This is a genomic window from Pseudonocardia tropica (assembly GCF_040105315.1).
In the GTDB taxonomy this organism is placed as follows: Bacteria; Actinomycetota; Actinomycetes; order Mycobacteriales; family Pseudonocardiaceae; genus Pseudonocardia; species Pseudonocardia alni.
In genome coordinates, this window is the sequence record NZ_JBEDNP010000018.1 from 26,812 (window position 1) to 52,742 (window position 25,931).

Consider the following 25,931-nt stretch of genomic DNA (forward strand, 5'->3'; position numbering starts at 1 on the left):
GGACATCGGGTCCGACGGTGCGTTGCCTGGGGCACGGTCGTCCTCCGGCGCACGCCCCGCGCGCCGGCGCGGGCGCCGGGGAAGGTGGGCCCGTGTTCGGCGAACCCCTGATGGCGACGTGCCGGACCTCGGCGGGCGACGCCGCGTCCGACCGGGCGGACCTGCGCAGCCCGGTGCCCCTGCGGACCCGGGTCGAGGCCGCCGCCGCGGCGGGGTTCCGCGGGTTCGGCCTGCTGTCGGCCGACCTCCCGGCGGCGATGCGCGCCCACGGCGGGTTCGACGGGGTCCGCGCGCTGTCCGAGGAGAACGGCATCACCCACGTCGAGCTGGAGAACGTCCCGGCCTGGTGGTCCGACGACGGGCCGGAGCGGGAGACCGCGGACGCGGTCCGCGACCTGCTGCTGGCCGCCGCACCGGCGTGGGGGGCCCGCCACATCACGGTCACCCCGGACGGGACGGGCGCACCGTGGGACCCGGCGCGCGCTGATCCGCCCGGCGCGCGCTGATCCGCTCGGCGCGCGCGTCCGGACACGCGCGCCGAGCGGATCACCGCGCGCCCGGCCGGGGTCGGCCCACCCCGCTGCGCGCGAGCAGCGCGAACCCCTCGTCGAGGCCCACCCGCGGCGCCCAGCCCAGCGCGTCCCGGGTGCCGCGCTGGTCGAACCAGTGCGCGGTGCAGAGCTGCCCGGCGAGGAACCGCGTCATCGGCGGCTCACCCGGCAGGGGCAGGGCCGCCCAGAGCGCCTCGGCGAGCGCGCCGCCCGCCCGCGCCACCCCGGCCGGGACGGCGTACCGGGGCGGGGGCGCCCCCGCCGCGTCGCAGATCGCCGCGACCAGCTCGGACACCGGGCGCGGCTCGCCGTTGGTCACGACCAGCGCGCGTCCGTCGAGGCCGGGGCAGCGGTCCAGGGCCGCGACCAGCGCGTCGGCGGCGTTGGTCAGGTAGGTCGTGTCGATCAGCGCGGCGCCCGACCCGACGCCGACCAGCGTGCCCGCACGGGCGCGGGCGACGATGCGGCCGACGAGCTGGGTGTCCCCGGGCCCCCACACCAGGTGCGGCCGCACGACGACGACCGCGGGCCGGCCCCGCCGCCCGCCGCCCGCGCCGAGCGCGACCAGCTCGGCCAGTGCCTTGCTGCGCGCGTAGTGCCCGCGGGCCCGTGCGGGGTCGGCGGGCCCGGCGCCCGCGCCGACGAGCGCGGCCCCGGCGTGCGCGACCGCCGGGGAGGACACGTGGACGAGCCGCTCCACCCCGGCGACGCGGCAGGCGCCCAGGACGGTGCGGGTGCCGGTGACGTTGCTGCGCTCGAACTCCGGCCACCGCCCGGTGATGCCGACCCGCGCGGCGAGGTGGACGACGGCGTCGTGGCCCCGCACCGCCGCGGCGACCGCGGGGGCGTCGGCGACGTCGGCCAGCACCTCGGCGTGCCCGGTCCCGGACGGCCTGCGCTGCAGCACGGTGACCGTGTCGCCGCGGTCGGCGAGCATGTCGGCCACGGTCCGGCCGAGCACCCCGCTCGCCCCGGTCACCAGGACCCTCACGGTCGCCCGCCCGCCCGCCGCCCGGCCAGGACGAGCCCGGCCCAGCGGGCGACCCGGGCCCGGTCGATCTTCGCGGCGTGCCGGACGTCGAGCGGCAGCCGGTCGGTGACCAGCACGGCGGCGACCTCGCGGCCCGCCGCGTGCCGCACCGACCTCGCGAGCGCCGGGCGCGCCGTCCCGGAGCGCCCGCGCGCGCCCTCGCGGGACAGCACGACCACGACCAGCTGGGTCCCGGGCGGGCCGACCCCGACGACGGCGACGAGCCCGCCGGTCACCCGCTGCACCCGCTGCTCGATCCCGACCGGGCCCACCGGGCCCTCCGGCGTGGTGACGACGTGGGCGAGCCGGCCCTCGACCCACACCCGGCCCGTGTCGTCGAGGTGCGCGACGTCGCCGCTGCGGTGCCACCCCGGGTCACGGGAGGTCTCCCGTTCGGTGCCCCACAGCCGGTCGTAGCGGTCCTTGACGTGCCCGGCGCGGATGCAGAGCTCACCGGTGACGCCGGGGGTGTCGGTCAGCGGCCCGGTCGCGTCCCCGGTGGGGGTCAGCGGGCTCACCCGGACCGCGACGCCGACGAGCGGGCGGCCCACGCACACCCCGTCCCCCGATCCCGCGGCGTCGATCCCGGCGAGGGTGATGTCGGTGACCGGCAGCGCCTCGGTCATGCCGTAGGGGGTGTGCGGCTCGGCGTGCGGGAGGACCGCACGCAGCGCGTGCAGCAGCGCCGCCGGCACCGGCGCCCCCGCCGAGACGACGAGCCGGACCCGGGCGAGCGCGGCCCGGTGCCGCTCGCAGGTCGCGCCGCCCGCGGTCGCGACGACGGTGCGCAGCGCGGCGGGCGAGGCGAACACGACGGTGGCCGCGACGGCCGCCGCGGCCTCGGCCAGCGCGACGGCGGTGAGCCGGCCCGGGACCGGTGCGTCGGGCACGGCCGCGGCGATCCCCAGCGCGGCGCCGTAGAGGGCGAACGGCGGGAACGCGGCGACGAGCCGGTCCTCGGGCGTGATGCCGAACGCCGTCCGCAGTGCCGCGACCTGCGCCGTGGCCTGGCGGTGCCGGTAGACCACGCCCTTCGCCGGGCCGGTGGAGCCGGAGGTGAACAGGACCGCGCACTCGGCGTCGGCGGACGGCGCGGGGGGCAGGGCCCGCCCGCGCCCGGCCCGCGCCAGCCCGGCCAGGTCCGCGCCGACCCCCAGGAGACGGCGGGTCACCGGGGACAGGGTGTCGGTGGCGATCCGGCGCCCGGGGATCCCCGCGAGCCGGGCGAGCGCGAGCCCGCGCGCGGCGCCGACGACGTGGTCCGGGGCGGCGCCGCGCAGGGCCCGGGCCAGCCCGGCCGGGCCGAGACCGGGGTCGGCGACCACGATGACGGCCCCGGCCCGCCAGCACGCGTAGACCGCGGCGGTCAGGTCCGCGCCGGGCGGCACCAGCAGGGCGACCCGCTCGCCCGGCCGCACCCCGTGGGCCGCGAGCCCGGCCGCGATGTCCCGCACCCGCCTGCCCAGGAGCGCGAACGAGACGTGCCGTCGCAGCCCCGCGAGCTCCACGACCGCGGTCGACGGGTCGTCGACCCGCTCGTCGAGGCCCGCCCACAACGCCGGGCGCGCGGTCGACGGGGGCGCGGGGGCGGGCCGGCCCCCGCCGCCGGTGACCTCCTCGACCCACGCCCAGGTGTCCCGCGCGGTCCGCGGGGCGTCCTCGGTGACCAGGTGCGACGCGGTCTCGTACCGGTGGACGTCGGCGTGCGGGACCCGGGCCAGCAGGTCGCGCAGGTAGCGGTCGGAGAACACCGGGTCGCGCGGCCCCCACAGCGCCAGCACCGGGACGTCGCCGAGATCGGCGAGGCCCGCCTTCACCCGGTCCAGGACCGGGGTGCTGGGGTGCCCGGGTTCGAGCGGGATGTCGGCGACGAAGTCGCCGACGGCGCGGCGGCGCTCCGCGCTGCGGTAGGGCTCGGCGAGCGCGTCGCGCACCGCCCCGTCGAGCGCGGGCCGCGAGAGCACGCCCGCGGCGCGCACGAACACCGGCGTCGCGGTGCACACGCCCGCGCGCAGCAGCGGTGTCCGGGCCAGCCGGATCAGCGCCGGGGCGGGGGAGCCCGCGGGCTGGTGCACCCCGGTGTTGGCCAGGACGACCCCGCGCACCTGCGCCCGGTGGGCCAGCGCCCAGCCCAGCGAGATCGGCCCGCCCCAGTCGTGCCCGACCGACACCACCGGCCCGGTCACCCCCAGGGCGTCGGTGACGACCCCGAGGTCGTCGACCCGCCGGCCGAAGGTGCGCGGCTCCGCGGTGCGGTCGGAGTGGCCCATGCCGAGCTGGTCGACCGCGAGGACCCGCCACCCGGGCGGTGCGTGGTCGAGGAAGCGGCGCCACAGGTAGGACCAGGTCGGGTTCCCGTGGACGCACAGCATGGTCCCGGTGCTCGGCTCGGCGCCGTTGTCGAGGACGTGCCAGGTGCGCGGCACGCCGTCGGCGTCGTCGGCGGTGACCAGCCTCGACCACGCCGGGTCCAGCCCGGGCAGCCGGGGCGGGAGCGTCGCGGCGACGGTCGCGCGGCTCACCAGACGACCTCGGCGAAGCAGGCGTTGAGACCCGAGCCCACGCCGACGAGCAGGACCCGATCGCCCGTGTCGAGGGAGTCGGCCTGCCCGGCCAGGGTGTAGGGCACCGCGGCCGGGCCCATGTTGCCGCGGGTCGGGAAGGTCAGCGGGACGCGGGCGCTGTCGATGTCCAGCGCCCGGCACATGGCCCGGGTGTGGACCTGCGACACCTGGTGGGCGCAGTAGCGGTCGACGTCGCCCCAGCCGAACGGGTCCCGCGCGTCGGCCCACAGGGCGCGCCCGAGGGCGACGCCGGCGTCGAGCAGACCGCCCGCGTCGGTGCTCATCCCGTCGAGGTCACCGATGCACAGCCGGTGGTGCTCGGTGGCGGCGCGGATCGCGCCGCCGCGGAACCGGTGCCCCGCGGGGTGGTCGTCGGCGCGGCCGAGCACCATCGCGGCCGCGCCCGAGCCGAGGGTGAGGGTGGCGAACTGCGACAGCACGTCCTCCCGGGTGGAGTCGGGCCGGGCCAGCCGTTCGAGGGTGATCTCCTGGGTGTGCCGCGACCCCTCCCCGTCGACGATCAGGGCGTGGTCGATGCGGCCGGCGTCGATCAGCGAGGCGGCCAGCTGCATGCCGTTGAGGAACCCGAGGCAGGCGTTGCCCAGGTCGAAGTTCACGCACGTGGTCGGCAGACCCAGCGCGGAGTGCACCGCGACCGCCGAGGACGGCTCGAGGTGCGACCGGGCCACCGAGGTGTCGATCAGCAGCCCGATCCCGGCCGGGTCGACGCCCGAGTCGGCGAGGGCCTTCGCCCCCGCGAGCGCCGCCGCGTCGGTGAAACCGACGTCCGGCTCCCACCACCGTCGCTCGGTGATCCCGGCCAGCCCCTCCAGCAGACCCGGCCGAAACCGGAGCCGCCGGTAGGTCGCGCCCAGCCGGTCGTCGATCTCCGCGGAGGTCACGACCGTGGGAGCGTCGACCCCGCAGACCGACACGATCACCGTCGAGTCGTGGTGGAACAGGGTGGTGCCGTTCATGCATGCCTCTCGTGAGGGGGTGCGGACACGATCGTGCGGGTCACGGCTGCCGGGGCCGGCCCTCGTCGTCGGGCCGGCCGGCCGTCTCGATCTCCCGGTCTGCCGTCCCGGCGCGGTCGGCGGCGCGCCGCTCGCTCGCGACGAGCTCGGCGTCGTGCGCCTCGTTCCGCGCCTGCGCCAGCGCGCGGGACTCGTCGGCGGGGTCCGGCCGGAGCAGCGACCCGGGGACCGGCTCGCCGGCCGCACCCAACTGGTTCATCCGCTTGGGCACCGAGGCCCCCTGGTAGGCCAGCGGGACGGGGTGACCGGCCGGGTCGACACCGCCGATCGACTGGTGGACCTCGATGAACTCGCCGTGCGGCAGCCGCCGGACGACGCCGACCGCGATCCCGTGCTCGAGCACCTGCCGGTCCGACCGCTGCAGGCCCAGGCACCAGCGGTAGGCCAGCCAGTACACGACCGGGGGCGCGACGAGCAGCAGCAGCCGGCCCGCCCAGGTGGTCGCGTTGAGCGAGATGTGGAAGAAGTAGGCGATCCAGTCGTTGAAGCTCGACAGCACAAGGACCATGTAGAACGCGATCGCCATCGCCCCCAGTGCCGTGCGGACGGGGACGTCGCGGGGGCGCTGCAGCAGGTTGTGCAGCGCGTCGTCGCCGGTCATCCGGCGTTCGATCGACGGGTAGGCCCCGGCCAGCACGAACAGCACCGGCAGGAAGGCCGCGGTCGGCAGGAACGTCGAGGGGATCGTGTAGGTGCCGAAGAGGTAGAACTCCCACGGCGGGAAGATCCGCGCCATGCCGTCGGACCACATCATGTAGAAGTCCGGCTGCGACCCGGCGGAGATGTGCGCGACGTCGTAGGGACCCATGTGCCAGATCGGGTTCATCTGGAACAGCCCCGCGACCAGACCCAGCACTCCGGCGACGACGAAGAAGAACGCGCCGGCCTTCGCCGCGAACTGCGGCATGATCCGCACGCCGATGACGTTGTTCTCGGTCCGGCCCGCGCCGGGGAACTGGGTGTGCTTCTGGTACCACACCAGGCCCAGGTGCGCCGCGATCAGCGCGAGCAGCAGCCCGGGCAGGATCAGCACGTGGATGATGTAGAGCCGCGGGATGATCTCGGTCCCGGGGAACTCGCCGCCGAACAGCGCCCAGTGCACCCAGCTCCCGAGCACCGGCACCGACAGCGTGATGCCGGAGGCGATCCGCAGGCCGACCCCGGAGAGCAGGTCGTCGGGCAGTGAGTAGCCGGTGAAGCCGGTGAAGGTCCCCAGCAGGATCAGGACGACGCCCATGATCCAGTTGGCCTCGCGCGGCTTGCGGAACGCGCCGGTGAAGAACGTCCGGAACATGTGCACGAACATCGCCGCGAGGAACAGCAGCGCGGACCAGTGGTGCAGCTGACGCATGAACAGCCCGCCGCGGACCTCGAAGGAGATCTCCAGGGTCGACTCGTAGGCCCGGGACACGGTCACCCCGCGCAGCGGGTCGTAGGGCCCGTTGTAGACCACCTCGGCCATCGACGGGTCGTAGAACAGCGCCAGGTAGACGCCCGTCACCACGAGGATGACGAAGCTGTAGAGGGCGACCTCGCCCATCATGAACGACCAGTGCGTCGGGAAGACCTTGTTGAACTGCTTCCGCAGCCCCGACGCCGGGTGGTAGCGCTGGTCCAGCTGGTCGGCGCCCGAGGCGACCCGGTCGGGCCGGGGGGACGAGGCGGTGGCGGGGCTCATCGGGTCCTCCTGCGCATCGCGGGACCGGTTCCCGCCGGTGCGCTCACGCCGGTTCGGGGTCGGAGGCGGCGGCGTCCCGTTCCGGGCGGGACAGCACGGGCCGGGTCCGCCAGGTCGGCCGCGAGGCCCGTGGGCGCGCCGAGCCGGGGCGGCGGGCCGGCCACGGGCCGGTCGTCGCGGTCGCGCAGCGGCACCGTTCGAGGTCGACGGTCACCTCGCCGCAGCGGTCGCACACGTGTGCGGGCATGGGAAGCTCCTGACACCGGAGGGAGACGTGCCGAGACGTCGGAGGATCCGTGCGCGCCCGGCGGTCGAGGACGACGACCGGTCGGTCGGCCGGCAGATCACCCGGGACGGTCACGCAGCGGGACGCCGGGGGCCGGGGCGGGACGAGCTGGTTTCACGGTGGCACACCCGGCGGCGATCGGCCACCGACGACGGCCGCCCCCGCCCTCCGGACGGGCGCCGGAGACCGCCCGGCGGGAACCGGACGCCGGCGGTCGGCGCTCCCGTTGCCGGAGTCCGGCGGTCGTGCGACCGTGGACGGACAGCGACCACGTCCCGCCGCCATCGTGACGACGAGCCTGGTCGTCGGCTCCGGGGCGCCGTATCGTGGCCCCGGTAACCTCTCGCCCCTGCCCCCGGCGAACCCGTCAGCAGTGTCCGTGACGTGTCGGGACGACACCCGTCCCGCGTCCCGGACCCGGGTTCGGGGGCCGTGCGTCGGCACCCGCCCGCCACCGACCGGCCGGCTCCCGCCGCGTCCGGCGACGAGGGGGCAGTCCCATGATCTCCGTCCTGGATCGAGGACCTCGCCTCCGGCGGCGTCATGGCTGAGCTCCGGCGGCTCCCGGCTCCGGTCACCACCGTGTGGGACTGGCAGATGCACGCCGCCTGCCGCGAGACCGACGCCGGCGTGTTCTTCCATCCGGCCCGCGAGCGTGGTCCGGCCGCGGCCGCCCGGGACGCCGCCGCCAAGCGGGTGTGCGCCGTCTGCCCGGTGATCGAGGAGTGCGGCCTGCACGCCCTGCTCGTGCAGGAGCCCTACGGGGTGTGGGGCGGTCTCACCGCCGGCGAGCGCCACGACCTGCTGCGCGCCGGACCGAGCGCCCTCCGGCGCCTGGCGGCCCGTACCCGTACCCGACCCGAGGAGTGCGCACCGCCCATGGCCGACTTCCGTGCGAGCACCACCGTGAACGCCGACGCCGCGGCGCTGTTCGCCTTCCTGTCCGACGTCCGCAACCTGCCCCGCTACTTCTCCCGGATGACCGCGGCCCGATCCGGCGACGGGAACGAGGTGCACACGGAGGCGGAGACGCCGGACGGCACCCGCGTCGAGGGCGACGCCTGGTTCGACGTCGACCGGGACGCCCGGCGCATCGCCTGGGGTTCCGAGGGTCCCGGCGACTACCGCGGCTCCCTCGAGGTCACCGACATCGGGACCGGCAGCGGGCCCGGCTCGCAGGTCACGGTGTGGCTGCACACCACCCGGGTCCCCGATCACGACGGGACCGTCCAGGGCGGTCTCGACGCGACCGTCGCCGCCGTCCGGCAGCTGGTCGAGGAGCACTACCCGATCACCTGAACGGTCCCTGCCACCCCCTGCCCGGACCAGACCGATGGAGGTACCTCCGTGACCGCTGCACCACCGTGCCGTCCGAGGCCGGCGCGAACCCGGCGGATGGTCCCGACATGAGCCGGGTCTGGCACGAGCCCGCGGAGACCTCCTGGTCGCGCCGGCCGGGCCGGCTCGCCGTGCTGCACCGCACGGCGGCCGCCGTGTTCGGGCTCGTGCTCTGCGGCTTCGGTGTGCTGGGTCTGGTGGACCGGCTGGACTGGTTCGACACCGAGGGCGTACCGATCGCGGGGCTGTCCACCAACGGCCTGCTCGCGGGGATCTCGCTGGTCGTCGGCGGGCTGCTGATCGCGGCGGCGATCGGCGGTGAACGCATCGCCTCCACCGCGCTGACCGTGGCCGGGGCGGCGTTCATGCTCTCCGGGATCGCGAACGTGCTCGTGCTGCCCACCTCGTGGAACATCCTGGCGTTCGGCATGTCGAACGTCGTGTTCAGCCTGGTGTCCGGGGCGTTCCTGCTGATCCTGGGCGGCTGGGGCCGCTTCACCGGCCGGCTGCCGCCCGAGAACCCGTACCGCCGTGAACGCCACCCCGGCGAGGACCGCGACGGTGCTGAGCCGGAGGAGCAGCCGGGCGACGGCGAGGCCCCGGACGGGTCGGCCGACCGGCTGCCGACCGCCTACCACGGCGTCGTCGAGATCGCCGACGTCATCGACCTGGCCGAGGCCGAACGCGCCGTCTCCCGGCGCGGCGCGACCCGCGCACAGGCCGACGGCGTCACCGAGGCCGGCCGGACCCGGCGGGGGGAGGACCGGATCGCCGGCTGGCGCCGGACCCGGCGCGGGGACGGCTGAGACCGGCCCCGCCCAGAACCGTGCACGACCCAGCACCATCGACGAGGAGAACCATGACGAGCACGCAGTCGAACAGCCGCAGCGGCACCACGAACATCGCCGAGTTCGGACACGAACTCTGGTCCTACCTGACCGGGAAGGGCGCGGTCGTCGAGTACAGCTTCGACCAGCTGTCGGTCGAGGTGCCGAAGACGACCGGTCCGGACGCCGAGCGGGCGACCTGGAAGCTCGACGGCACGATCAGGATCAGGACGACGGACCGGGACAACCCCGGCTCGGTCGGCCACGCCGAGCCCGGGGCCTGAGCCACCGTGCCGGACCTGGAGGCCTTCCTCACCGAGCTCGACGCGCTGGACCCCGCACCGGCCGGGATCGAGGTCGACGCCGACCTCCTGGTGCGGGTCGAGCTGCCCACCGGCGTCTCGAGCACCGCCCGGGTGGTCGGGCGGGGTCGCCGGGTCGAGGTCCACGTGCAGCGGCCCGAGGTCCTGGCCGGTGCACTGGGCCGGGCCGAGCTCGGCCGGGTCGCCGAGGTCCTGGACGGCGGCGGGATCACCGTCGACGTCCGGGGGCCGGCCGGGCCGGTGGCCACCCTGGGGGCCGGTACGCGGAGCCGGGTCGGCGCGGTCCTGACCGGCAGCCGCCGGGTGGCCGTGGCGCCCGCCGCCGCGGTCCGGCTCGGGTGGTCCCGCGCGCCGCTGCGGGCCGCCCTCGCCGCCGCGGGCGGTGCGGCCGCGGCGACGGTCGTCCTGTGGGCCGTCCGGGCCGTCCGCGGGCGGTCGTGACGGTCCTCGTGGCCGGGGCCTCCGGGTTCGTCGGCCGGCGGCTGTGCCCCGCGCTGGAGGCCGCCGGCCACCCGGTGCGGGCGATGACCCGCCGCCCGGGGGACTACCCGGGAGCCGGCGAGGCCGTCGGAGGTGACGTCGGCGACCCCGGGTCGCTGGACGCCGCGCTGGCCGGCTGCACGGCCGCCTACTACCTGGTCCACTCGCTGGACCACGCCGACTTCACCGACCGCGACGCCCGCGCGGCGAGTGCGTTCGCCACCGCCGCCGCGGCGGCCGGCGTCGGGCGGATCGTCTACCTCGGCGGACTCGGCGAGGACGACGACGACCTCTCCGCGCACCTGCGCAGCCGGCGCGCGGTCGAGCACCTGCTCGGCGCGACCGGCGTCCCGGTGACGACCCTGCGCGCCGGGATCATCGTCGGCCACGGCGGCATCTCCTGGGAGATGACCCGTCAGCTCGTCGACCACCTGCCCGTCATGGTCTGTCCCCGGTGGGTCCGGACCCGCACCCAGCCGATCGCGGTCGCCGACGTGGTCCGCTACCTCGTCGGGGTGCTGGACCTCCCCGGCGGCCTCGGTCACCGGTTCGACATCGGGGGTCCCGAGATCCTGGCCTACCTCGACATGATGCGACGGGTGGCGGCCCTGCGGGGGCGCACCCTGCGGGCGCTGCCCGTCCCGTTGCTGACCCCGCGGCTGTCGTCACGGTGGCTGTCGCTGGTGACCGACGTCGACGTCCGGACCGGTCGGTCGCTGATCGACTCGATGGGGAACGAGGTCGTCGTCCGCGACGACAGCATCCGGGAGCTCGTCCCGTTCGACCCCATGGGCTACGACGACGCGGTGCGCGTCGCGCTCGCCGAGCGGGCGCGGGCGGGCGCGGCCTGAGCCGGGCACGGGAGGCCGTACGGCTCCCCGTGCCCGGTGCCCGGGCGCGTGGTGCCCGGGCCGTGCGGTGCTCAGCGGTTCTTGGCGCAGACGCACCCCCGCGAGGACCCGCCCGCGATCTTCGCCGAGCAGAACCTCCGGTCGATGGCGTCGTGGTCCGCCCAGCGGTGCGGGCAGACCGGGCAGAGGTCGTCCGGGCGGGTGTCGTCGGTGTCGGGTGCGGGCTGCCGGTCGTCCATGCTGGTGGTGCTCCTTCGGGGGTCGCCCCGAGCGGACCCGGGGACGGGTCAGGGGGCCGGTGGCCCGGTGGGGCGGCGCAGCGGGGCGCCGACCGCGTGCAGGTGACGCAGGACCTCGGCGTAGGACCGCAGGGGCCCGGTCCGGGTGTAGGGCAGGCCGTGTGCGGTGCAGAACGCCTGCACCAGCGGTTGGGCGCGGCGCAGGTGCGGGCGCGGCATCCGCGGGAACAGGTGGTGCTCGACCTGGTAGTTCAGGCCACCCATCGCGAGGTCGAGCACCCGGCCGCCGAGCACGTTGCGCGAGGTCAGCACCTGCTTGTGCAGGTGGTCCAGTCGCCGTCCCGCCGGGATGACGGGCATGCCCTTGTGGTTCGGCGCGAACGCCAGCCCCATGTACACGCCCCACAGCCCCTGGTGGACGAGGACGAAGACGACCGCCTGCAGCGGGTCCAGCACCCAGAACACCGCGCCCAGGTAGCCGACGGCGTGCGCGACGAGCAGCGCCGCCTCCAGCCGCGGGCGGGGGACCTCACGACGGACGACCGCCCGGACGGCGGTGACGTGCAGGCTCCAGCCCTCCAGGAACAGCAGCGGGAGGAACAGGTACGCCTGGTGGCCGATCATCCACCGCACCGGCCCGCGCGCGGCGGCGGCCTGCTCGGGGCTGAAGGCGAGGACCGGGATGTCGATGTCCGGGTCGTCGTCGGCGTGGTTGGGGTGGGCGTGGTGGGCCGTGTGCTGGACGACCCAGGAGCCGTAGCTCAGCCCGACGAGCCCGCCGTGCAGGTAGCCGACGACGTCGTTGGCGCGCCGGCCGGTGAAGATCTGACGGTGGCCCGCGTCGTGGCCGATGAAGGCCAGCTGCGTGGTCACGACCGCGAAGAACACCGCGAGCAGCAGCTGCCACCAGGACGGGCCGAGCCACACGAACGCGGTGAGGCCGCCGGCGAGCAGGACCGCGTTCGCCGCGAACAGGAGCAGGTAGGCGCGGCGGGCCTGCTGCAGCAGACCCGCCCCGGACACCAGGGCGGCCAGCTCGCCGAACCCGCCCGCCGTCGTCGGAGGGGTGCCGCGGGTGGACGGTTCGGTGGGTGGGGACGTCGTCATGCGTGTTCTCCGATCGACCCTCGGGACACGGGGCGGGCGGTCCGGACGACCGCTCGGTCCGCGCGTCGGAACGAGCCGCCGGGGACAGGGGCGACCACGGGACCGGAGCCGGTCCGGGAGCGGTCGGGACCGCGCCACGGGACGGCACGGTCACGCCACCGCAATGTGGCACACGGTGGGTCGGACCGCACGTCCGGCGTCACGGCCTGCGGGGCCGGACGTGCCGGGGCGGGGACGGGACCTCCGTGCTGAACGTCGACGGGGACAGCTCCCCGGCGACGACTCGGCCGGCGACCTCGGACAGGCGCAGGTTCTGCCGCCGGCAGTACCGCCGGAGCCGGCCGAAGGCGTCGTCCATCCCGAGCTGCAGCGCGTGGGCGAGGACACCCTTGGCCTGCTCGATGGTCACCCGGCTGTTCAGCGCGGTCTGGAGCTGTTCCTGCACCGTCTCGCGGTGGCGGATCGTGCGCTCGGACAGGATCCCGATGGTGGCGACGTCGGCGAGCGCCTGGCCCAGCCGCAGGTCGGCCTCGGGCAGCGGGCCCGGCCTGCGGTGGAACAGGTTCAGGGCGCCGATCGCCCGGTGCCGCAGCCGCAGCGGCAGCGCGTGCACCGACCGGAACCCCCCGTCGGCCCGCGCCGCCTCGACGAAGCGCGGCCAGCGACGGGCGGCCTCGTCGGAGCCGGTGATGTCGGGGATCAGCACCGGCGTGCCGGTGCTGAAGCAGTCCATGCACGGCCCCTGGTCCGACTGGAGCTGCAGCAGCTCCATGGTCCGCGCGTCCTCGCTGGAGGCGGCGACGGCGCGCAGCTCGCGGCGCGAGTCGCCGAGCAGGATCCCGGCCGCCTCGGCGTCGAGCAGCGACACGCAGTGCGCCGCGAGTCGGTCGAGCAGGTCGATGACGTCGTAGTCGTCGACCAGGGTGTCGGCGAGCGCGACGAAGGCGAGGGCCACGTCCTGCTCGCGGTCGGGTGTTCTCATGACGGTCCTCCTGGGTGTGTCCGCGGCATGGTCACAGGGTCTCCTCGGTGAACGCGAGCCGTCGGGCGACGACCTCGCGGGCGACGTCGGCGAGCAACATGTCGTGCGCGAAGGCGTAACCCCGCATGCGGGCGAGCGCCTCGGTGGGCGAGCAGCCCAGCTGCGCCAGCACCATGCCGGTCGCCTGGTGCACCTCGGCCCGGTACCCGATGGTCTCGTCCAGCCACCGCTCGGTGTGACCGACGGGGCCGGGCCCGTCCGGTGGCACCGGGGCGCTCGCGGCCGGCCCGGGCATGGTGCGGCGCCCCAGGAACAGCCACGTCGTCGTGTCGGCGACCGCGGACAGGTCGCTCCACTGGTCGTCGGCGAGCTGACCCGGCGCGATCCGGTACAGGTCGAGCACGCCGAGGGTCACCGCACCCCACTGCAGGGGCAGGGCGAACAGGGCGCCGACCGCGGTCCGCTCGGCGACCGCGGCGGCGAACAGCGGCCACCGGGCCGTGTGGAGGTCGTGGTGCAGGTCGGGGACCAGCACGGGGCGGCCGCTGGCGGCGGCCTCCATGCAGGCGCCCTCGTTGAGGCTGAACTGCAGGTCCTCCAGCAGACGGGCGGTCGCGTCGGTCGCGGCCAGGATGGTCCGGGTGGCGGCGGTGGGCAGCAGTGAGATGGCCGCACCGTCCACGTCGAGGCCGTCGACGCAGGCCCGGCAGACCTGCTCGGCGAGCTCACGTTCGTCGGCGGCTCCCGGGGCGCTCGCGACGACGGACCGGGTCACCGCCCCGCGCTCACCCACGCCGGTCGCCGTCCCGGTGGCCCGGACGGACGGGGGTGGACCCGAGGGGACACGGAGGAGGTCGACCGTCGGACATCAGCACCGGCTCTCCGACCACGCCCGTGCGGGGCACGGCCGGGGGTCGATCGTGGTTCGCCGGGGCGGCGGCCGCCGCTCACGCCCGGCGTCGCGCGCCGTGGAGCCGTGATGACCTCGGTCGGCCCTCACCGTATCCGCTGCGCCGGGGACGCGGTCGTCGCGACCCGCGGGTGTCCGGGTGGGCCGGCCGGCGGGAACCGCGCCCCGTGGACGGGCCCCGTCGCCCCGGCCGGTTCCCGTGACGTCCGGGCGGCGTCCGGTACGACCGCGTCCCCCGGACCGGGGTCGCCGGGCAGGGCCAGGTCGGCGACGTGCACGTGCACGACCCGGTGCCGGACGTGGCGGGCGACCGCGCCGCGGACCTGTCGGTCGATCTTGGGGACCGTGGCCGGATACCGGCCGACGACCGCGATCTCCACCGTGTCCGGCCCGATCCGGACGCCGCGGACCCGCCGGCCGGGCAGGTAGGTGGCCACCCCGCCGAACTCGCCCGCGGTCAGGCCGGCGACGGCGGGCCGGTCCTCGACGAGGCGGGCCAGCAGCTCCGGATCCGGGTGGTCGGGCCGGTCGTCGCTCACCGGGGCGGGACCGGACACGGACGGGCCGCGCGGATCGTGACGAGGCTGGGCACCGGAAGGCTCCGTCCGTGGAGGCGATCGGTACACCAGGGGTCCGGGGCGTACGGCTGACACCCTGACGGTAAGCCGGGCGGCGGGGGGCGGGCAACCGGACCGGTGGGACCTCGGATGTCAGCACCTCGTCGTCCGCGGGTGCGAGCCGGGGTCGGAGACGACGGACCGGCCGGAGCTGCCGGGGACCGCCGCCGCGTCCCGCGCCCGACACCGTCCCCGGCCCGGGTCTCAGTGCGCCGCGTCCACCACGTCGTCGCGGGTCAGCCGCCGCCGGAACACCCAGAACGTCCAGGCCTGGTAGGCGAGCACGACCGGCGTGACGACCGCGGCCACCCAGGTCATGATCGTCAGCGTGTACGCCGTCGACGCCGCGTTCACCACGGTCAGCGAGAAGGCCGGGTCGGTCGTCGACGGCAGCACGTCCGGGTACAGCGACCCGAACAGCGTCACCGCGACGGCGACGATCGCGACCCTGGTCGCGGTGAACGACCGGCCCGACCGGCCCCGGACGGCGGCGAGGGTCCCGCCGGCCAGGCCGAGGGCCGCGACCAGGACCGGGGCGACGATCCACACCGGGGCGCCGTCGAGCAGCGTCCAGACCAGGAACGCCGCACCCGCCGGGATCGCGCACAGCCCGGCCGTCACCGCGACGGTGGTGGAGCGCTCGCGCACCGGGCCGTCGGTCTTCAGCGCGAGGAAGGCCGCCCCGTGCAGGGCGAAGACCAGCACCGTGGTGACGCCGCCGAGCAGCGCGTAGGGGTGGAGCAGGGTGAGCAGCGTGCCGGTGAACTCGTGGTCGGCGTCGAGCGGGACACCGTGCACGATGTTCGCCAGCGCCACCCCGAGCAGCAGCGCCGCGGCGAGCGACGAGCCGGTCAGCACGCGGTCCAGCACCGGGGCCCAGCGCGGCTCCTTCCCCCGGTACTCCAGCGCGATCCCGCGCAGGATCAGCGCGACGAGCAGCAGCAGGAACGCCAGGTAGAAGCCGGAGAACAGGCTCGCGTACCACTCGGGGAACGCGGCGAAGGTCGCGCCGCCCGCGACGATCAGCCACACCTCGTTGCCGTCCCACACCGGGCCGATCGTGCCGAGCGCGACGCGGCGGTCGGGCTCGTCACGGGCGACGACGGGCAGCAGCATCCCCACCCCGAAGTCGAAGCCCTCCAGGCAGAGGTAACCGGTCCACAGGACCGCGATCAGGACGAACCAGACGTCGACGAGTGCCATGTCGGTCCCCTCCTCAGTAGGTCGGAACGGGGGCGGTGGTCCCGGCCGGCTCCGGGTCGGCGACGCCCGCGGGCGGCGGCGGACCGGCGCGCACGGCCCGGACGAGCAGGACGACCTCGACGACGGCCAGCGCGCCGTAGAGCAGCGTGAACACGACCAGCGAGGTGAGCACCGACGCCCAGCCGACGCTCGGCGAGACACCGTCGGCGGTGCGCAGCACGCCGTAGACGACCCAGGGCTGGCGGCCCGCCTCGGTGAAGATCCAGCCCGCGGAGTTCGCGAGCAGCGGCGCGGCCAGACCCAGACCGGCGGCCGGGCCGAACCAGCGCGGCAGCCGCCGCGTCGCCCGGGAACGCCGGGTCAGCCACAGCCCGACGACGGCGAGCAGCGCCGCCAGCAGCCCGAAACCGATCATCAGCCGGAACATCCAGTAGCTGAGCGGGATGTCCGGTGTGTACAGACCCGGCCCGAACGCGGCGACGGCCCTGTCCTGCAGCTGGTGGACGCCCTCCACCTCGCCGTCCCAGGTGCCGGTGGCCAGGAACGACAGCAGCCGCGGCACCCGCAGGCTCCACAGCTCGCGGGTGCCGTCGAGCGAGCCGATGGTGAACACCGAGAACGACGCCGGCGCGACGGTGTCGTAGAGCGCCTCCGCCGCGGCCATCTTCATCGGCTGCTGCTCGGTCATCAGCCGGGCCTGCAGGTCCCCGGTGAGCACGACGCCGAGGCTCCCGGCCAGCGTCGTCCACAGCCCGACCCGGATCGAGGGGCGGAAGACCTCGGGGTGGCGGTCTCGCACCAGGTTCCACGCGCTGATCGCGACCAGGAACATCCCGGCCGTCACCAGGCAGGCGGCCAGGGTGTGGGAGAAGGCCCCGACGGCGGTGGAGCCGGTCAGCAGCGCACCGAAGTCGGTCAGCTCCGCCCGGCCGGTCGCGGCGTTCACGGTGGAGCCGACCGGGTGCTGCATCCAGGAGTTCGCGGCGAGGATGACGTAGGCGCTCAGCACCGTTCCGATCGCGGCCAGCCAGATGCAGGCGAGGTGCACGCCCTTCGACAGCCGGTCCCAGCCGAAGATCCACAGACCGAGGAAGGTCGACTCCAGGAAGAAGGCGAGCAGGCCCTCGATCGCCAGCGGGGCGCCGAAGATGTCGCCGACGAAGCGGCTGTAGTCGCTCCAGTTCATCCCGAACTGGAACTCCTGCACGATGCCGGTGACGACGCCCATCGCGAAGTTGATCAGGAAGAGCTTTCCCCAGAACCGCGTCGCGCGCAGCCAGCGGTCGTCGGCGGTGACGAACCAGGTGGTCTGCAGGCCCGCGACGAGCAGCGACAGGCCGATCGTCAGCGGGACGAACAGGAAGTGGTAGACGGTGGTGATCGCGAACTGCCACCGCGCGAGGTCGAGATTCATCACGCCCCTCCGGAGCCGGCGGGTCCCGGGTGGACCCGTCACCCGATGGTCGTCCGGACCGGGTGGGCGGGCTCCGGGCGAAGGTCGGTCCGCGGCGTACCGGACGGCCCGCCCGGCCCGGGGCGAAGGTCCCGGGCCGGACCCGGGTCAGCCCGGGTCGACCAGGTCGGCGGCCGGGCGTCGCGGCGTCGCCGGGACGGGGACCCCGTGGCCCAGGCGCAGGACGACCTGCGGGGGACGGTCCCGGGCGAGTGAGCGGCGCACCCGCTCCCGCACGTCGGGGACCTCCACCAGCTGGGACACCGGCGACGCCGACAGGCCCTCGGCGGTCGCGGTCAGCAGCACCCGCGCCAGGGCCTCGCCGGCGCGCAGGTCCTCGCGGGGGCCGTCGAGGTGCGAGGTCAGCACCGCGATCAGCGGGGCCGACTCGAACGCGGCCGGCGCGGGCCGCGGGTGGCCGGGCCCGCCGAAGTCCCGCGTCACCCACGGCTGGTTCGGGGCCGGCAGCGGCCTGCCCGCCGAGGCGGGGACGCCGTCGTCGAGGCCGCCGTGCCGGCCGGTCCAGGCCGCCATCTCCGCGACGAACGCCGGGTCGGCGGACTGGCGGGCGTGCGCCTCGCGGGCGAGACCACCCAGCACCGCGAGGTCGTCCGGGTCGGTCACCAGCTGCAGCCAGGTGCCCTCCTCGAACGCGGCGCGGGTGAGCGCGAAGCGGATCGGGTTCGGCACCGGGACGTCGGAGAACGGGCGCCGGTTCGTGTGCCGGCGCGGCACCGCCTCCAGCAGCCGTCGCTGCTCGGGGGTGGCCGGCATCGCCGCGCCGCGCCGGACCACCGCGAGCAGCTCCGGGTCCGACGGGTCGGGGAGGCGGGTGACGAGCGGGCGGATCCCGGCGCCGGCCAGCGCGAGACGCAGCCCGTAGAGCGCCGCCCCGCAGCCGATCCGCAGCTCGCGGTCGGTCGGGTCGGCGACCGGCAGCCGTCGCGCGGGGTCGGCCCGCAGCTCGAGGTGGTCGGCGCCGACCCGGAACCGCCACGGCTGGGCGTTGTGCAGCGACGGCGCCAGGCCCGCCGTCGCCAGCACCCGGGCGGTCGCCGCGGCGTCGAGACCGAGGCTCGGGGTGACCGGCGCGTCCGCGCCGACGGTGTCCATGATGTGCGTCCCTCCCGGCGACCGGGCGTTCACCGGTGCCTCCGTGGCGATGGTGGGCGCCGACGCCGCCGGTGGGACAGGTACGAAGGTCCCGGCCCGTGCCGGGCGCCCGCCGTATCGTCGGCCCGGTGACGACGACGGACGAGGGACACGGTCGCGGGGACGGTGACGGGCAGGGCGAGATCTCCGGTCTGCTGGCGGGCCTGCGCCTGGACCAGCTGATCGGCGAGGTGCAGGACCGCCTCGCCGAGATCGCGTCCACCCGGCGGCGGACGCAGCGGCTGCTCGACGCGGTGCTCGGGGTCGCGGCCGGTCTGGAGCTGGACACCACGTTGGAGCGGATCGTGCAGTCCGCGGTGGACCTGGTCGACGCCCGCTACGGCGCGCTGGGCGTGCTCGCACCGGACGGCAGCATCGCCCGCTTCGTCGACGTCGGCCTGGACGAGGCGACCCGCACCGCGCTGGGACGCCCGCCCGAGGGCCGTGGCCTGCTCGGCCAGCTGATCGCCGACCCGCGTCCGCTGCGCCTGCACGACCTGTCGGCGCACCCGTCCTCGGTCGGCTTCCCGCCCCACCACCCGCCGATGCGCAGCTTCATCGGCGTCCCCGTACGGGTCAGCGACGCCGTCTACGGCAACCTCTACCTCACCGAGAAGCGCACCGGCACCGAGTTCACCGCCGACGACGAGCTGATCCTCATGGCGCTCGCCGCCGCGGCCGGGATCGCCGTGCAGAACGCCGACCTGTTCGAGCAGGGACTGCTCCGTCAGCAGTGGCTGGAGGCTCTCGCCGAGATCCGCGGCGAGGTGCTGGCCGGTACCGGCGAGGCCGACACGCTCGCGCTCGTCGCCCGGCGCAGCCTGGAGCTGTCCCGGGCCGACGGGACCCTGATCGCCCTGGGCCCCGACGACGACGGCGGCTTCCGGGAGGGCGCGACCGCGGGCCGTCCGCCGCCGGCAGGCGGTCCCGACGACGCGCTCCTGCGCCGGGCCGTCGAGCTCCGCCAGCCGGTCCTGGCCGACGTCACCGACGCCCCGGTCGGCGTCGACGGCGCCCGCGGGCCGGTCGTCGCGGTGCCGATGCGGGCCGCGAGCCGGGTGAGCGGGGTCCTGGTCGCCCGCCGCGCCCCCGGCGACCCTCCGTTCCGGCCGTCGGAGGTGCCGCTGCTGGTGTCCTTCGCCGACCAGGCGGCGCTGGCGCTGGAGCTGGGGGACAAGCAGCGCACCCAGCGCGAGCTCGCGGTGCTCGCCGACCGCGACCGCATCGCCCGCGACCTGCACGACCACGTCATCCAGCGGCTCTTCGCGGTCGGCCTCACCCTGCAGGGCACGCTGCGCCGCGCCGGCGTCGACGCCGCGGGCGCCGCCGTGCGCGAGCAGGTCGGGCAGGCCGTCGACGAGCTGGACCGCACGGTCCGCGAGATCCGCACCTCGATCTTCGACCTGCACACCGCGGACCAGGGCGGCGGCGGTCTGCGCCGGCGGCTGCTCGACACCGTCGCGCACGTGACGGCCGCGTCCGGGATCGACGCGACCGTCGACACCGCGGGACCGGTCGACACCGTCGTGCCCGCGCACGTCGCCGTGCACCTGCTGGCCGTGGTGCGCGAGGCCGTGTCGAACGCGGTCCGCCACTCCGGTGCGGCCCGGCTGCACGTGCGGGTCGCCGCCGGGGAGGAGCTGTCCGCGGAGGTCACCGACGACGGCTGCGGCATCGCCCCCACCGGCCGGCGCAGCGGGCTGCGCAACATCGCCGACCGCGCGGCCGAGCTCGGCGGCACCTCGGTCGTCGAGCGCGTCGCGACCGGGGGCACCCGGCTGCGGTGGACGGTTCCGCTGGGCTGAGCGGGTCAGCGCCCGTGGCGGCGCTCGACGGCGTAGACGGCGGCCTCGGTGCGCCGGGAGAACCCGAGCTTGTGCAGGATCGAGGACACGTAGTTCTTCACGGTCTTCTCGGCCAGGTGCAGCGTGGCGCCGATCTGGCGGTTGGTGAGCCCGTCGGCGACGAGCCCGAGGATCCGCTGCTCCTGCGGGCTGAGGGTGTCGTAGCGGGGGTCGGCGTCGGGGTCGGAACCGCCGGTGCGCAGCCGTGCCAGCACCGCGGCGGTCGCCCGCGGGTCGAGCAGCGAGCCGCCGGCGGCGACCGTGCGCACGGCACCGACCAGGTCGACGCCCGCGACCTGCTTGAGCAGGTACCCGGCGGCCCCGGCCATGATCGCGCCGAACAGCGCCTCGTCGTCGGAGTACGAGGTGAGCATCAGGCAGGCCGGCGGCGGGACGACCGCCGAGCGCAGGTCGCGGCACACCGAGACGCCGTCGCCGTCGGGCAGCCGGACGTCGAGCAGCGCGACGTCCGGGCGCAGCGCGGGGATGCGGGCGAGGGCCTGCGCCGCGGTCCCGGCCTCGCCGACGATCTCGATGTCGTCCTCCATGCCGAGCAGCTGGGCCAGCCCGCGGCGCACGATCTCGTGGTCGTCGAGCAGGAACACCGAGATCGTCATCGTCGTCCTCCGGGCCGGGTCGTCGTCGGACCGAGGCTAACGGGCGTTCCGGGCACACCGGGCGGGCCGAAGGTCCCGGCGCCCGGGTGCTCCCGGTCACGGGGACACCGGTGCAGCAGTCGGCGCAGCAGGCTGTGCGGCAGCCGGTGCGGCCGTCAGTGCAGCAGGACGTCGGCGGGCCTGCGGCGCGGTGTCTCCGGGAGCTCGGCGTCGTCCTGGGGGCGGCCGACGCGCAGCAGCAGCTGCGGGTGGTCGGCGGTGCGCAGGACCTGCCGGGCCAGGTCCGCCCGGGTCCGCGAGGTCTCCAGCACCCGCGAGAGCGGGCAGGTCGCGAGACCGGACGCGGTGGCGGCGAGCAGCACGACCCCGGCCGCCTCCCCGGCGGCGAGCCGGGCCGGGTCGTCGTCGGCGCGGGTGGTCAGCACCATGATCGTGGCCTCGTCGCGGACGGCGGCCCGGGCCGGCAGCGAGCCGCCCGGGAAGCGCACGCCCAGGTCGGGGCCCGGCCGCCACGGTGCGCCGCGGGGGAGCGACCCGGCCGGGACCCCGTCGTGCGAGCCCGGGTAGCGGTGGGTCCAGACCAGCAGCTCGGCGGCCTGGCCGGGGCGGGCGCGGACCTCCCGCGCCGCCGTGTCCTCCAGCGCCGCGAGGTGCTCGCGGGCGACCGCGTCGGTCACGGTGTGCAGGGTGGCGCCGTACCGCGCCGCGTGCTCGCCGAGGACCGCGCGGGCGTGCCGCGAGTCCACGCCCTCGCGGAAGGGCCGCCGGTCGGTGCGCCGGCGCGGGATCGCCCGGGCCAGCGCCGCCACGGTGTGGTCGGCCGGGTCCGGGGGCGCCCCGGTGAGCCGGACCGTCGCCAGGTGGTTCCGGTCCCCGGTCGGGTGCCGGGTGATCTCGTGACCCGCCCCGAGCGCGGCGAGCGCGACGTGCAGGAAACCCAGCGCGGACCCGCAGCTGACCAGCTGGTCGCGCCGGTCGGGGTCGGTGAAGGGCAACCGCCGGTCGGGGTCGGCGTGCAGCTCCAACCGGTCGGTCGCGACCCGCCAGCGCCACGGCTGGGTGTTGTGCACCGAGGGGGCGCGCACCGCCGCCGAGAGCGCGCGCCACAGCACCTCCGGCCCGGACGACGACGCCGCCGTCACCGCGACACCGCCGCGGCGGCGAGCCCGGCCGTCCACTCCCGCCCGCCGGGTGTCCCGGCGGTGTGCAGCCGCACCGGGAGATCCAGGTCCGGCGCCGGCACCGGGTGCGGGCGGCCGTCCCCGGCGGGCGCGGCGTCGACCATCCACAGCGGACGGACCCGCAGCACCGTCGCGTGCCGGTGCAGGAACCGGCTCGCGGCGGCGCGGGCCCACGGCCTGCCCCACGCCCCGACGAGCACGACGCCGGCGACCCCGGCGAGCGTGCGGGCGTCGCCCGCCCGGACGACGAGCGGGCGCAGCCCCTGCCCGGCCAGCTCGGCACCGGCCACCGCGACCATCACCGTGAGCTCCCCGCGCACCCCGACCTCGATCATGGTGACCTCCTCCGTCGTCCCGGGTCCGATGCTCCGCCGGGAACGACGGGCGGGGCAGGGCCGGGCGGCACGCCCGGCCCGGGCCGAAGGTCCCGCACTACGACTTCGGTCGGAGGCCGTGGCCGTTCGATCGATGTGCGGAGCCGGACGGCGTTCCTAGCGTCCGCCCCGACCGCGACGAGGGGACGGGAACGATGCGAGGACGACGGAACCTGATCCGGGCCACGGTGCCGGCGCTGCTGGCCGGGCTGATCGGTGCGGCGGTCGCCGCACCCGCGGGGGCGGCGGAACCCGCGGCGGGGCCGGAGTGGGGCCCCTGCCCCGCGGACGTGGTGGCGCCGCTGGTCGCACTGCAGTGCACGCAGATCCCGGTGCCGCTGGACCACGGCAGCCCCGACGCCGAGCAGATCACGATCACGGTGTCCCGGCTGGCGAGCACGAAGCCGGAGAAGCGCCGCGGGATCCTGGTCCTGAACCCCGGGGGTCCGGGCGGGTCCGGGCTGGCGTTCGCGAACGATCTGGTGAAGCGCGGTCTGCCCGCGAGCGTGCAGGAGAGCTACGACATCATCGGGTTCGACACCCGCGGGGTCGGCCACTCGGACCCGGTGAGCTGCGGGTTCACCACCGACCAGGACTACATCGGCAACATCCCGCCGTACGCCGCCGACGACGCGGCGGTCCTGCGGACGGCCGAGGTCGCGCGGGAGGTGGCGCAGCGGTGCGCGGCGAACGACCGCAACGGGCACCTGCGGCACGTCACGACCGCCAACGTCGCCCGGGACATGGACCGCATCCGGGCCGCGCTCGGCGAGGAGAAGGCGAGCTTCCTCGGCTTCTCCTACGGTTCGGCGCTCGGGGCGGCCTACGCCTCCCTGTTCCCCGACCGCTCCGACCGCGTCGTGCTCGACAGCAACATCGGTGACACCCACCTCGACCCCGAGGGCATCCGCCGCTACGCACTCGGCGCCGAGGAGACCTTCGGGGACTTCGCCCGCTGGGCCGCCGACCGGCACGGCACCTACGGGCTGGGCGCCACCCCGCAGGAGGTGCGGGCGACCTACCTCCGGCTCCCCGTGCGGCTCGACGACCGGCCGTCGGACGGGGTGGACGGGCGGGTGTTCCGGGCGGCCACCTTCGTCGGTCTGTACGGCCCGACCCTCTACGGCAGCACCGCCGCGGCCTGGCAGTCGCTGCTGTCCGGCGACGCGCCGCCCGCCCCGGCGCCGCCCGCCCCCGCGCCGCCCCCGGGCCCGTCGCCGCAGGACAACGCGTACACCGCGTTCCTGGCCACGACCTGCAACGACGTCGCCTGGCCGCGGGACGTCGCGGTGTACCAGCGGGCGGTGGCGCAGGACCGCGAGCGGTTCCCGGTGTACGGCGCGGCGAGCGCGAACGTGCTGCCCTGCGCCTTCTGGCCGTACGAGCCGGCCGAGCCGCCGGTCCGTGTGCTCGACGAGGGCCCGGCGAACGTGCTGATCGTGCAGAACCGCCACGACCCGGTCACCCCGCTGCGCGGAGGTGAGCTGCTGCGGGAGAAGTTCGGCGACCGGGCCCGGCTCGTCGTCGAGAACGGGAGCGGACACGGCGTGTACGCGGGCGTCGGGGACACCCCGTGCGCGTTGGGGGTCACGACGTCGTACCTGGTGGACGGGACGCTCCCGCCCGACGACGTGCTCTGCCGCTGACCCGCCCGCGGCGGCTCAGCCGACGGCGGCGCGCCGGGCCGTCCCCGCGGCCGGGCTGCGCTCGTGCACGAGTGCGCCGAACACGAGCGCGAACACGCCCCAGACGACGACCTGCGCGCCCAGTGCGGCGGCACGGAAGTCGTAGAGCACCGTCGCCGGGAAGTCGGCAGGCGTCTCGGCGACGGCGGGCAGCAGCGACCCGACGACGAGGGTCACCACGAGGTAGCCGACCCCGGCGGCGACGACGGCGTTCCACCGGCCCAGCCGCGGCGTCAGCCGCTCGGACGCGACCACGGCGACAACCATCAGCGCGATCGAGACGACCACCATGAGCAGGAACAGCCCGGTGCGCGAGCCGATGGTGTCGTCGGCGGTGGAGGCGGGCGGGTTCGCCGGGTAGTTCACCAGCGGCACCAGCACCGCCGAGACGAACCCGAGCAGCGTGACGACCACCGCGGTTGACCGCGAGCCCAGCGGCGCCAGCCGTCCGCGCGCGACGGCGAACACGAGGGCGAGGATGCCGCCGATCGCGATTCCGTAGACGACGTAGGCGACACCGAGCCCGACGTTCGCCTGGACGGCGCGGCTGACCAGGTCCTCGTGGGCGTGCTCGTCGGAGGCCGCGGCCATGGCGTCCTCGAAGGCGATCCCGCCGTCCAGCGGGGGCTCGCCGAAGAACCGGGCGAACAGGTAGGCCACGACACCCGCGGCCAGGCCCGCGATCATGCCGCGGACCAGCAGAGCTCTCACGATCACGTCCGGCTCCGCGTCAGTGGCAGGGGAAGCCGAGCAGGTGCCGGCCGTCGTGGACGAACTCGTGGATCATCGCGCCGGGCACCAGCGAGGTGACGCCCTGGTCGATGCCGACCAGGTACAGCAGCACGAGCATGACGACGCCGGCGAAGATCGCCCACGGTGCGATCTCGCGCAGCGGGATGGGAGCCGGCACGGCTCCGGTGAGCGGTGCGGGGACGGCGTGGGTCATCGGTCGCTCCGGGGTCCGGGGGTGTACATCTGAACAGATGCACAGAGAAATGGTGCGCGCGGTGTCAGGGGTCGTCAAGTGACCACGGGGACCTCTCGGCTCACACTGGTGACGCATGCCGCCACGAACGGGACGCGGGGCGCACACTTCCCGGCCGACGAGCCCGTCGCGCCGGGTGCGGAGGCCCACCTGCGCGCCCTGACCCGGCTCCGGGCCGACCGGTTCCGGCACGCGCCGGACCCCGCGTCGGCGGCGACGTGCGCCGCACTGGGCGGCCCGGGGGAGGCTGATCCGGCACTGCGGTCCTGGGACGCGGGCGCCTGGGCGGGCCGCCCGCTCGACGTCGTCGCCGCCGAGGACTCGGAGGGGGTGGCGGCCTGGCTCGCCGACCCGGCGGCGGCGCCGCACGGCGGGGAGTCGCTGCACGACCTGCTCGACCGGGTCCGGGGCGTGCTGGCCGCCGTCGGGGGCGGGCACACGGTCGCGGTGTGCGGGCCCGCCGTGGTCCGGGCCGCCGTCGTGCTGGTCCTGGGGGCGCCCGCCACGGCGTTCTGGCGGGTCGACGCGGGCCCGCTGACCGTCACCGACCTGCGCGGCGGGCCGGACCGGTGGACGGTGCGCGCCACGGGCGCGCCGCAGACCCGGGGCTGAGCGAC

General features: G+C 76.0%; 27 protein-coding genes. 9 read left to right on the forward strand and 18 right to left on the reverse strand.

Going from position 1 to position 25,931, the window contains the following annotated elements; all coding sequences use genetic code 11:
• Positions 1 to 92: 92 nt before the first annotated feature.
• Positions 93 to 506, forward strand: coding sequence for an IolE/MocC family protein (locus WHI96_RS23480; RefSeq protein ID WP_345647314.1), 414 nt, complete (start codon positions 93 to 95; stop codon positions 504 to 506).
• Positions 507 to 546: 40 nt separating this feature from the next.
• Here WHI96_RS23480 and WHI96_RS23485 read toward each other — a convergent pair whose 3' ends face one another.
• From WHI96_RS23485 to WHI96_RS23505, 5 genes are read right to left on the reverse strand one after another with little or no spacing between them, the layout of a single operon-like run.
• Positions 547 to 1,530 (reverse strand): NAD-dependent epimerase/dehydratase family protein, encoded by a 984-nt coding sequence (locus tag WHI96_RS23485; RefSeq protein WP_345647317.1) that lies wholly within the window; start codon positions 1,528 to 1,530, stop codon positions 547 to 549.
• 8 nt (positions 1,531 to 1,538) lie between these two features.
• On the reverse strand, positions 1,539 to 4,103 hold the full coding sequence (locus WHI96_RS23490; RefSeq protein ID WP_345647320.1) for an alpha/beta fold hydrolase: 2,565 nt from the start codon (positions 4,101 to 4,103) through the stop codon (positions 1,539 to 1,541).
• Positions 4,100 to 5,122, reverse strand: a complete 1,023-nt coding sequence (locus tag WHI96_RS23495; protein WP_345647323.1) for a 3-oxoacyl-ACP synthase III — start codon at positions 5,120 to 5,122, stop codon at positions 4,100 to 4,102. The genes WHI96_RS23490 and WHI96_RS23495 overlap by 4 nt, the downstream gene beginning before the upstream one ends.
• 40 nt (positions 5,123 to 5,162) lie before the next feature.
• A complete protein-coding gene (gene qcrB, locus WHI96_RS23500) occupies positions 5,163 to 6,860 on the reverse strand; it encodes a cytochrome bc1 complex cytochrome b subunit (RefSeq protein ID WP_345647326.1) in 1,698 nt (565 codons plus the stop codon).
• Between the two features lie 43 nt (positions 6,861 to 6,903).
• The gene (locus WHI96_RS23505; protein WP_345647329.1) at positions 6,904 to 7,107 is read right to left on the reverse strand and encodes a hypothetical protein; all 204 of its coding nucleotides are present in this window, start codon (positions 7,105 to 7,107) and stop codon (positions 6,904 to 6,906) included.
• 582 nt (positions 7,108 to 7,689) lie between these two features.
• Between WHI96_RS23505 and WHI96_RS23510 the strand changes: the two genes are divergently transcribed.
• The 5 genes from WHI96_RS23510 to WHI96_RS23530 all read left to right on the forward strand — a co-directional run bounded on the left by WHI96_RS23510 (position 7,690) and on the right by WHI96_RS23530 (position 10,965).
• Positions 7,690 to 8,445 (forward strand): WhiB family transcriptional regulator, encoded by a 756-nt coding sequence (locus tag WHI96_RS23510; RefSeq protein WP_345647331.1) that lies wholly within the window; start codon positions 7,690 to 7,692, stop codon positions 8,443 to 8,445.
• Between the two features lie 107 nt (positions 8,446 to 8,552).
• Positions 8,553 to 9,290, forward strand: coding sequence for a DUF4383 domain-containing protein (locus tag WHI96_RS23515; protein WP_345647333.1), 738 nt, complete (start codon positions 8,553 to 8,555; stop codon positions 9,288 to 9,290).
• A 53-nt stretch (positions 9,291 to 9,343) separates the two neighbouring features.
• Complete coding sequence (locus tag WHI96_RS23520; RefSeq protein ID WP_345647336.1) at positions 9,344 to 9,595, forward strand: hypothetical protein; 252 nt, start codon at positions 9,344 to 9,346, stop codon at positions 9,593 to 9,595.
• Between the two features lie 6 nt (positions 9,596 to 9,601).
• Positions 9,602 to 10,075 carry a hypothetical protein gene (locus tag WHI96_RS23525; protein ID WP_345647338.1) on the forward strand — a complete coding sequence of 158 codons (474 nt, stop codon included), beginning with the start codon at positions 9,602 to 9,604 and terminating at the stop codon, positions 10,073 to 10,075.
• Positions 10,072 to 10,965 (forward strand): NAD(P)H-binding protein, encoded by an 894-nt coding sequence (locus WHI96_RS23530; protein WP_345647341.1) that lies wholly within the window; start codon positions 10,072 to 10,074, stop codon positions 10,963 to 10,965. The genes WHI96_RS23525 and WHI96_RS23530 overlap by 4 nt, the downstream gene beginning before the upstream one ends.
• Before the next feature lie 71 nt (positions 10,966 to 11,036).
• Here WHI96_RS23530 and WHI96_RS23535 read toward each other — a convergent pair whose 3' ends face one another.
• From WHI96_RS23535 to WHI96_RS23570, 8 genes are all read right to left on the reverse strand, one after another.
• A complete protein-coding gene (locus WHI96_RS23535; RefSeq protein ID WP_345647344.1) occupies positions 11,037 to 11,204 on the reverse strand; it encodes an RGCVC family protein in 168 nt (55 codons plus the stop codon).
• 48 nt (positions 11,205 to 11,252) lie between these two features.
• Complete coding sequence (locus WHI96_RS23540) at positions 11,253 to 12,311, reverse strand: fatty acid desaturase family protein (RefSeq protein WP_345647347.1); 1,059 nt, start codon at positions 12,309 to 12,311, stop codon at positions 11,253 to 11,255.
• A 199-nt stretch (positions 12,312 to 12,510) separates the two neighbouring features.
• Positions 12,511 to 13,293, reverse strand: coding sequence for a GAF and ANTAR domain-containing protein (locus WHI96_RS23545; protein WP_345647350.1), 783 nt, complete (start codon positions 13,291 to 13,293; stop codon positions 12,511 to 12,513).
• 31 nt (positions 13,294 to 13,324) lie between these two features.
• Positions 13,325 to 14,068 carry a GAF and ANTAR domain-containing protein gene (locus WHI96_RS23550; protein WP_345647353.1) on the reverse strand — a complete coding sequence of 248 codons (744 nt, stop codon included), beginning with the start codon at positions 14,066 to 14,068 and terminating at the stop codon, positions 13,325 to 13,327.
• Between the two features lie 221 nt (positions 14,069 to 14,289).
• A complete protein-coding gene (locus tag WHI96_RS23555) occupies positions 14,290 to 14,742 on the reverse strand; it encodes a hypothetical protein (protein ID WP_345647355.1) in 453 nt (150 codons plus the stop codon).
• A gap of 282 nt (positions 14,743 to 15,024) precedes the next feature.
• Positions 15,025 to 16,023, reverse strand: a complete 999-nt coding sequence (gene cydB / locus WHI96_RS23560) for a cytochrome d ubiquinol oxidase subunit II (protein WP_345647358.1) — start codon at positions 16,021 to 16,023, stop codon at positions 15,025 to 15,027.
• A gap of 13 nt (positions 16,024 to 16,036) precedes the next feature.
• The gene (locus tag WHI96_RS23565) at positions 16,037 to 17,437 is read right to left on the reverse strand and encodes a cytochrome ubiquinol oxidase subunit I (RefSeq protein WP_425571633.1); all 1,401 of its coding nucleotides are present in this window, start codon (positions 17,435 to 17,437) and stop codon (positions 16,037 to 16,039) included.
• 147 nt (positions 17,438 to 17,584) lie between these two features.
• Positions 17,585 to 18,589, reverse strand: a complete 1,005-nt coding sequence (locus WHI96_RS23570; protein ID WP_345647363.1) for an Acg family FMN-binding oxidoreductase — start codon at positions 18,587 to 18,589, stop codon at positions 17,585 to 17,587.
• Between the two features lie 128 nt (positions 18,590 to 18,717).
• Here WHI96_RS23570 and WHI96_RS23575 point away from each other — a divergent pair, with 128 nt between their 5' ends.
• Positions 18,718 to 20,433 carry a sensor histidine kinase gene (locus tag WHI96_RS23575; protein WP_345647366.1) on the forward strand — a complete coding sequence of 572 codons (1,716 nt, stop codon included), beginning with the start codon at positions 18,718 to 18,720 and terminating at the stop codon, positions 20,431 to 20,433.
• Between the two features lie 5 nt (positions 20,434 to 20,438).
• On the opposite strand, the gene WHI96_RS23580 is transcribed toward WHI96_RS23575, so the two are convergent.
• The 3 genes from WHI96_RS23580 to WHI96_RS23590 form a co-directional block, all read right to left on the reverse strand.
• Complete coding sequence (locus WHI96_RS23580; RefSeq protein ID WP_345647369.1) at positions 20,439 to 21,089, reverse strand: response regulator; 651 nt, start codon at positions 21,087 to 21,089, stop codon at positions 20,439 to 20,441.
• A gap of 155 nt (positions 21,090 to 21,244) precedes the next feature.
• Complete coding sequence (locus tag WHI96_RS23585) at positions 21,245 to 22,231, reverse strand: Acg family FMN-binding oxidoreductase (RefSeq protein ID WP_345647372.1); 987 nt, start codon at positions 22,229 to 22,231, stop codon at positions 21,245 to 21,247.
• Entirely contained in the window at positions 22,228 to 22,605 is a 378-nt protein-coding gene (locus WHI96_RS23590; RefSeq protein WP_345647375.1) for a hypothetical protein, read from the reverse strand. Before WHI96_RS23590 ends, WHI96_RS23585 begins: the two co-directional genes overlap by 4 nt.
• 194 nt (positions 22,606 to 22,799) lie before the next feature.
• Here WHI96_RS23590 and WHI96_RS23595 point away from each other — a divergent pair, with 194 nt between their 5' ends.
• Positions 22,800 to 24,290, forward strand: a complete 1,491-nt coding sequence (locus WHI96_RS23595) for an alpha/beta hydrolase (protein ID WP_345647378.1) — start codon at positions 22,800 to 22,802, stop codon at positions 24,288 to 24,290.
• A gap of 15 nt (positions 24,291 to 24,305) precedes the next feature.
• On the opposite strand, the gene WHI96_RS23600 is transcribed toward WHI96_RS23595, so the two are convergent.
• Positions 24,306 to 25,046 (reverse strand): CbtA family protein, encoded by a 741-nt coding sequence (locus tag WHI96_RS23600; protein WP_345647381.1) that lies wholly within the window; start codon positions 25,044 to 25,046, stop codon positions 24,306 to 24,308.
• 13 nt (positions 25,047 to 25,059) lie between these two features.
• A complete protein-coding gene (locus WHI96_RS23605; RefSeq protein WP_226356148.1) occupies positions 25,060 to 25,275 on the reverse strand; it encodes a CbtB domain-containing protein in 216 nt (71 codons plus the stop codon).
• Positions 25,276 to 25,383: 108 nt separating this feature from the next.
• Between WHI96_RS23605 and WHI96_RS23610 the strand changes: the two genes are divergently transcribed.
• The gene (locus WHI96_RS23610; protein WP_345647386.1) at positions 25,384 to 25,926 is read left to right on the forward strand and encodes a histidine phosphatase family protein; all 543 of its coding nucleotides are present in this window, start codon (positions 25,384 to 25,386) and stop codon (positions 25,924 to 25,926) included.
• The last annotated feature ends 5 nt before the right edge of the window (positions 25,927 to 25,931 follow it).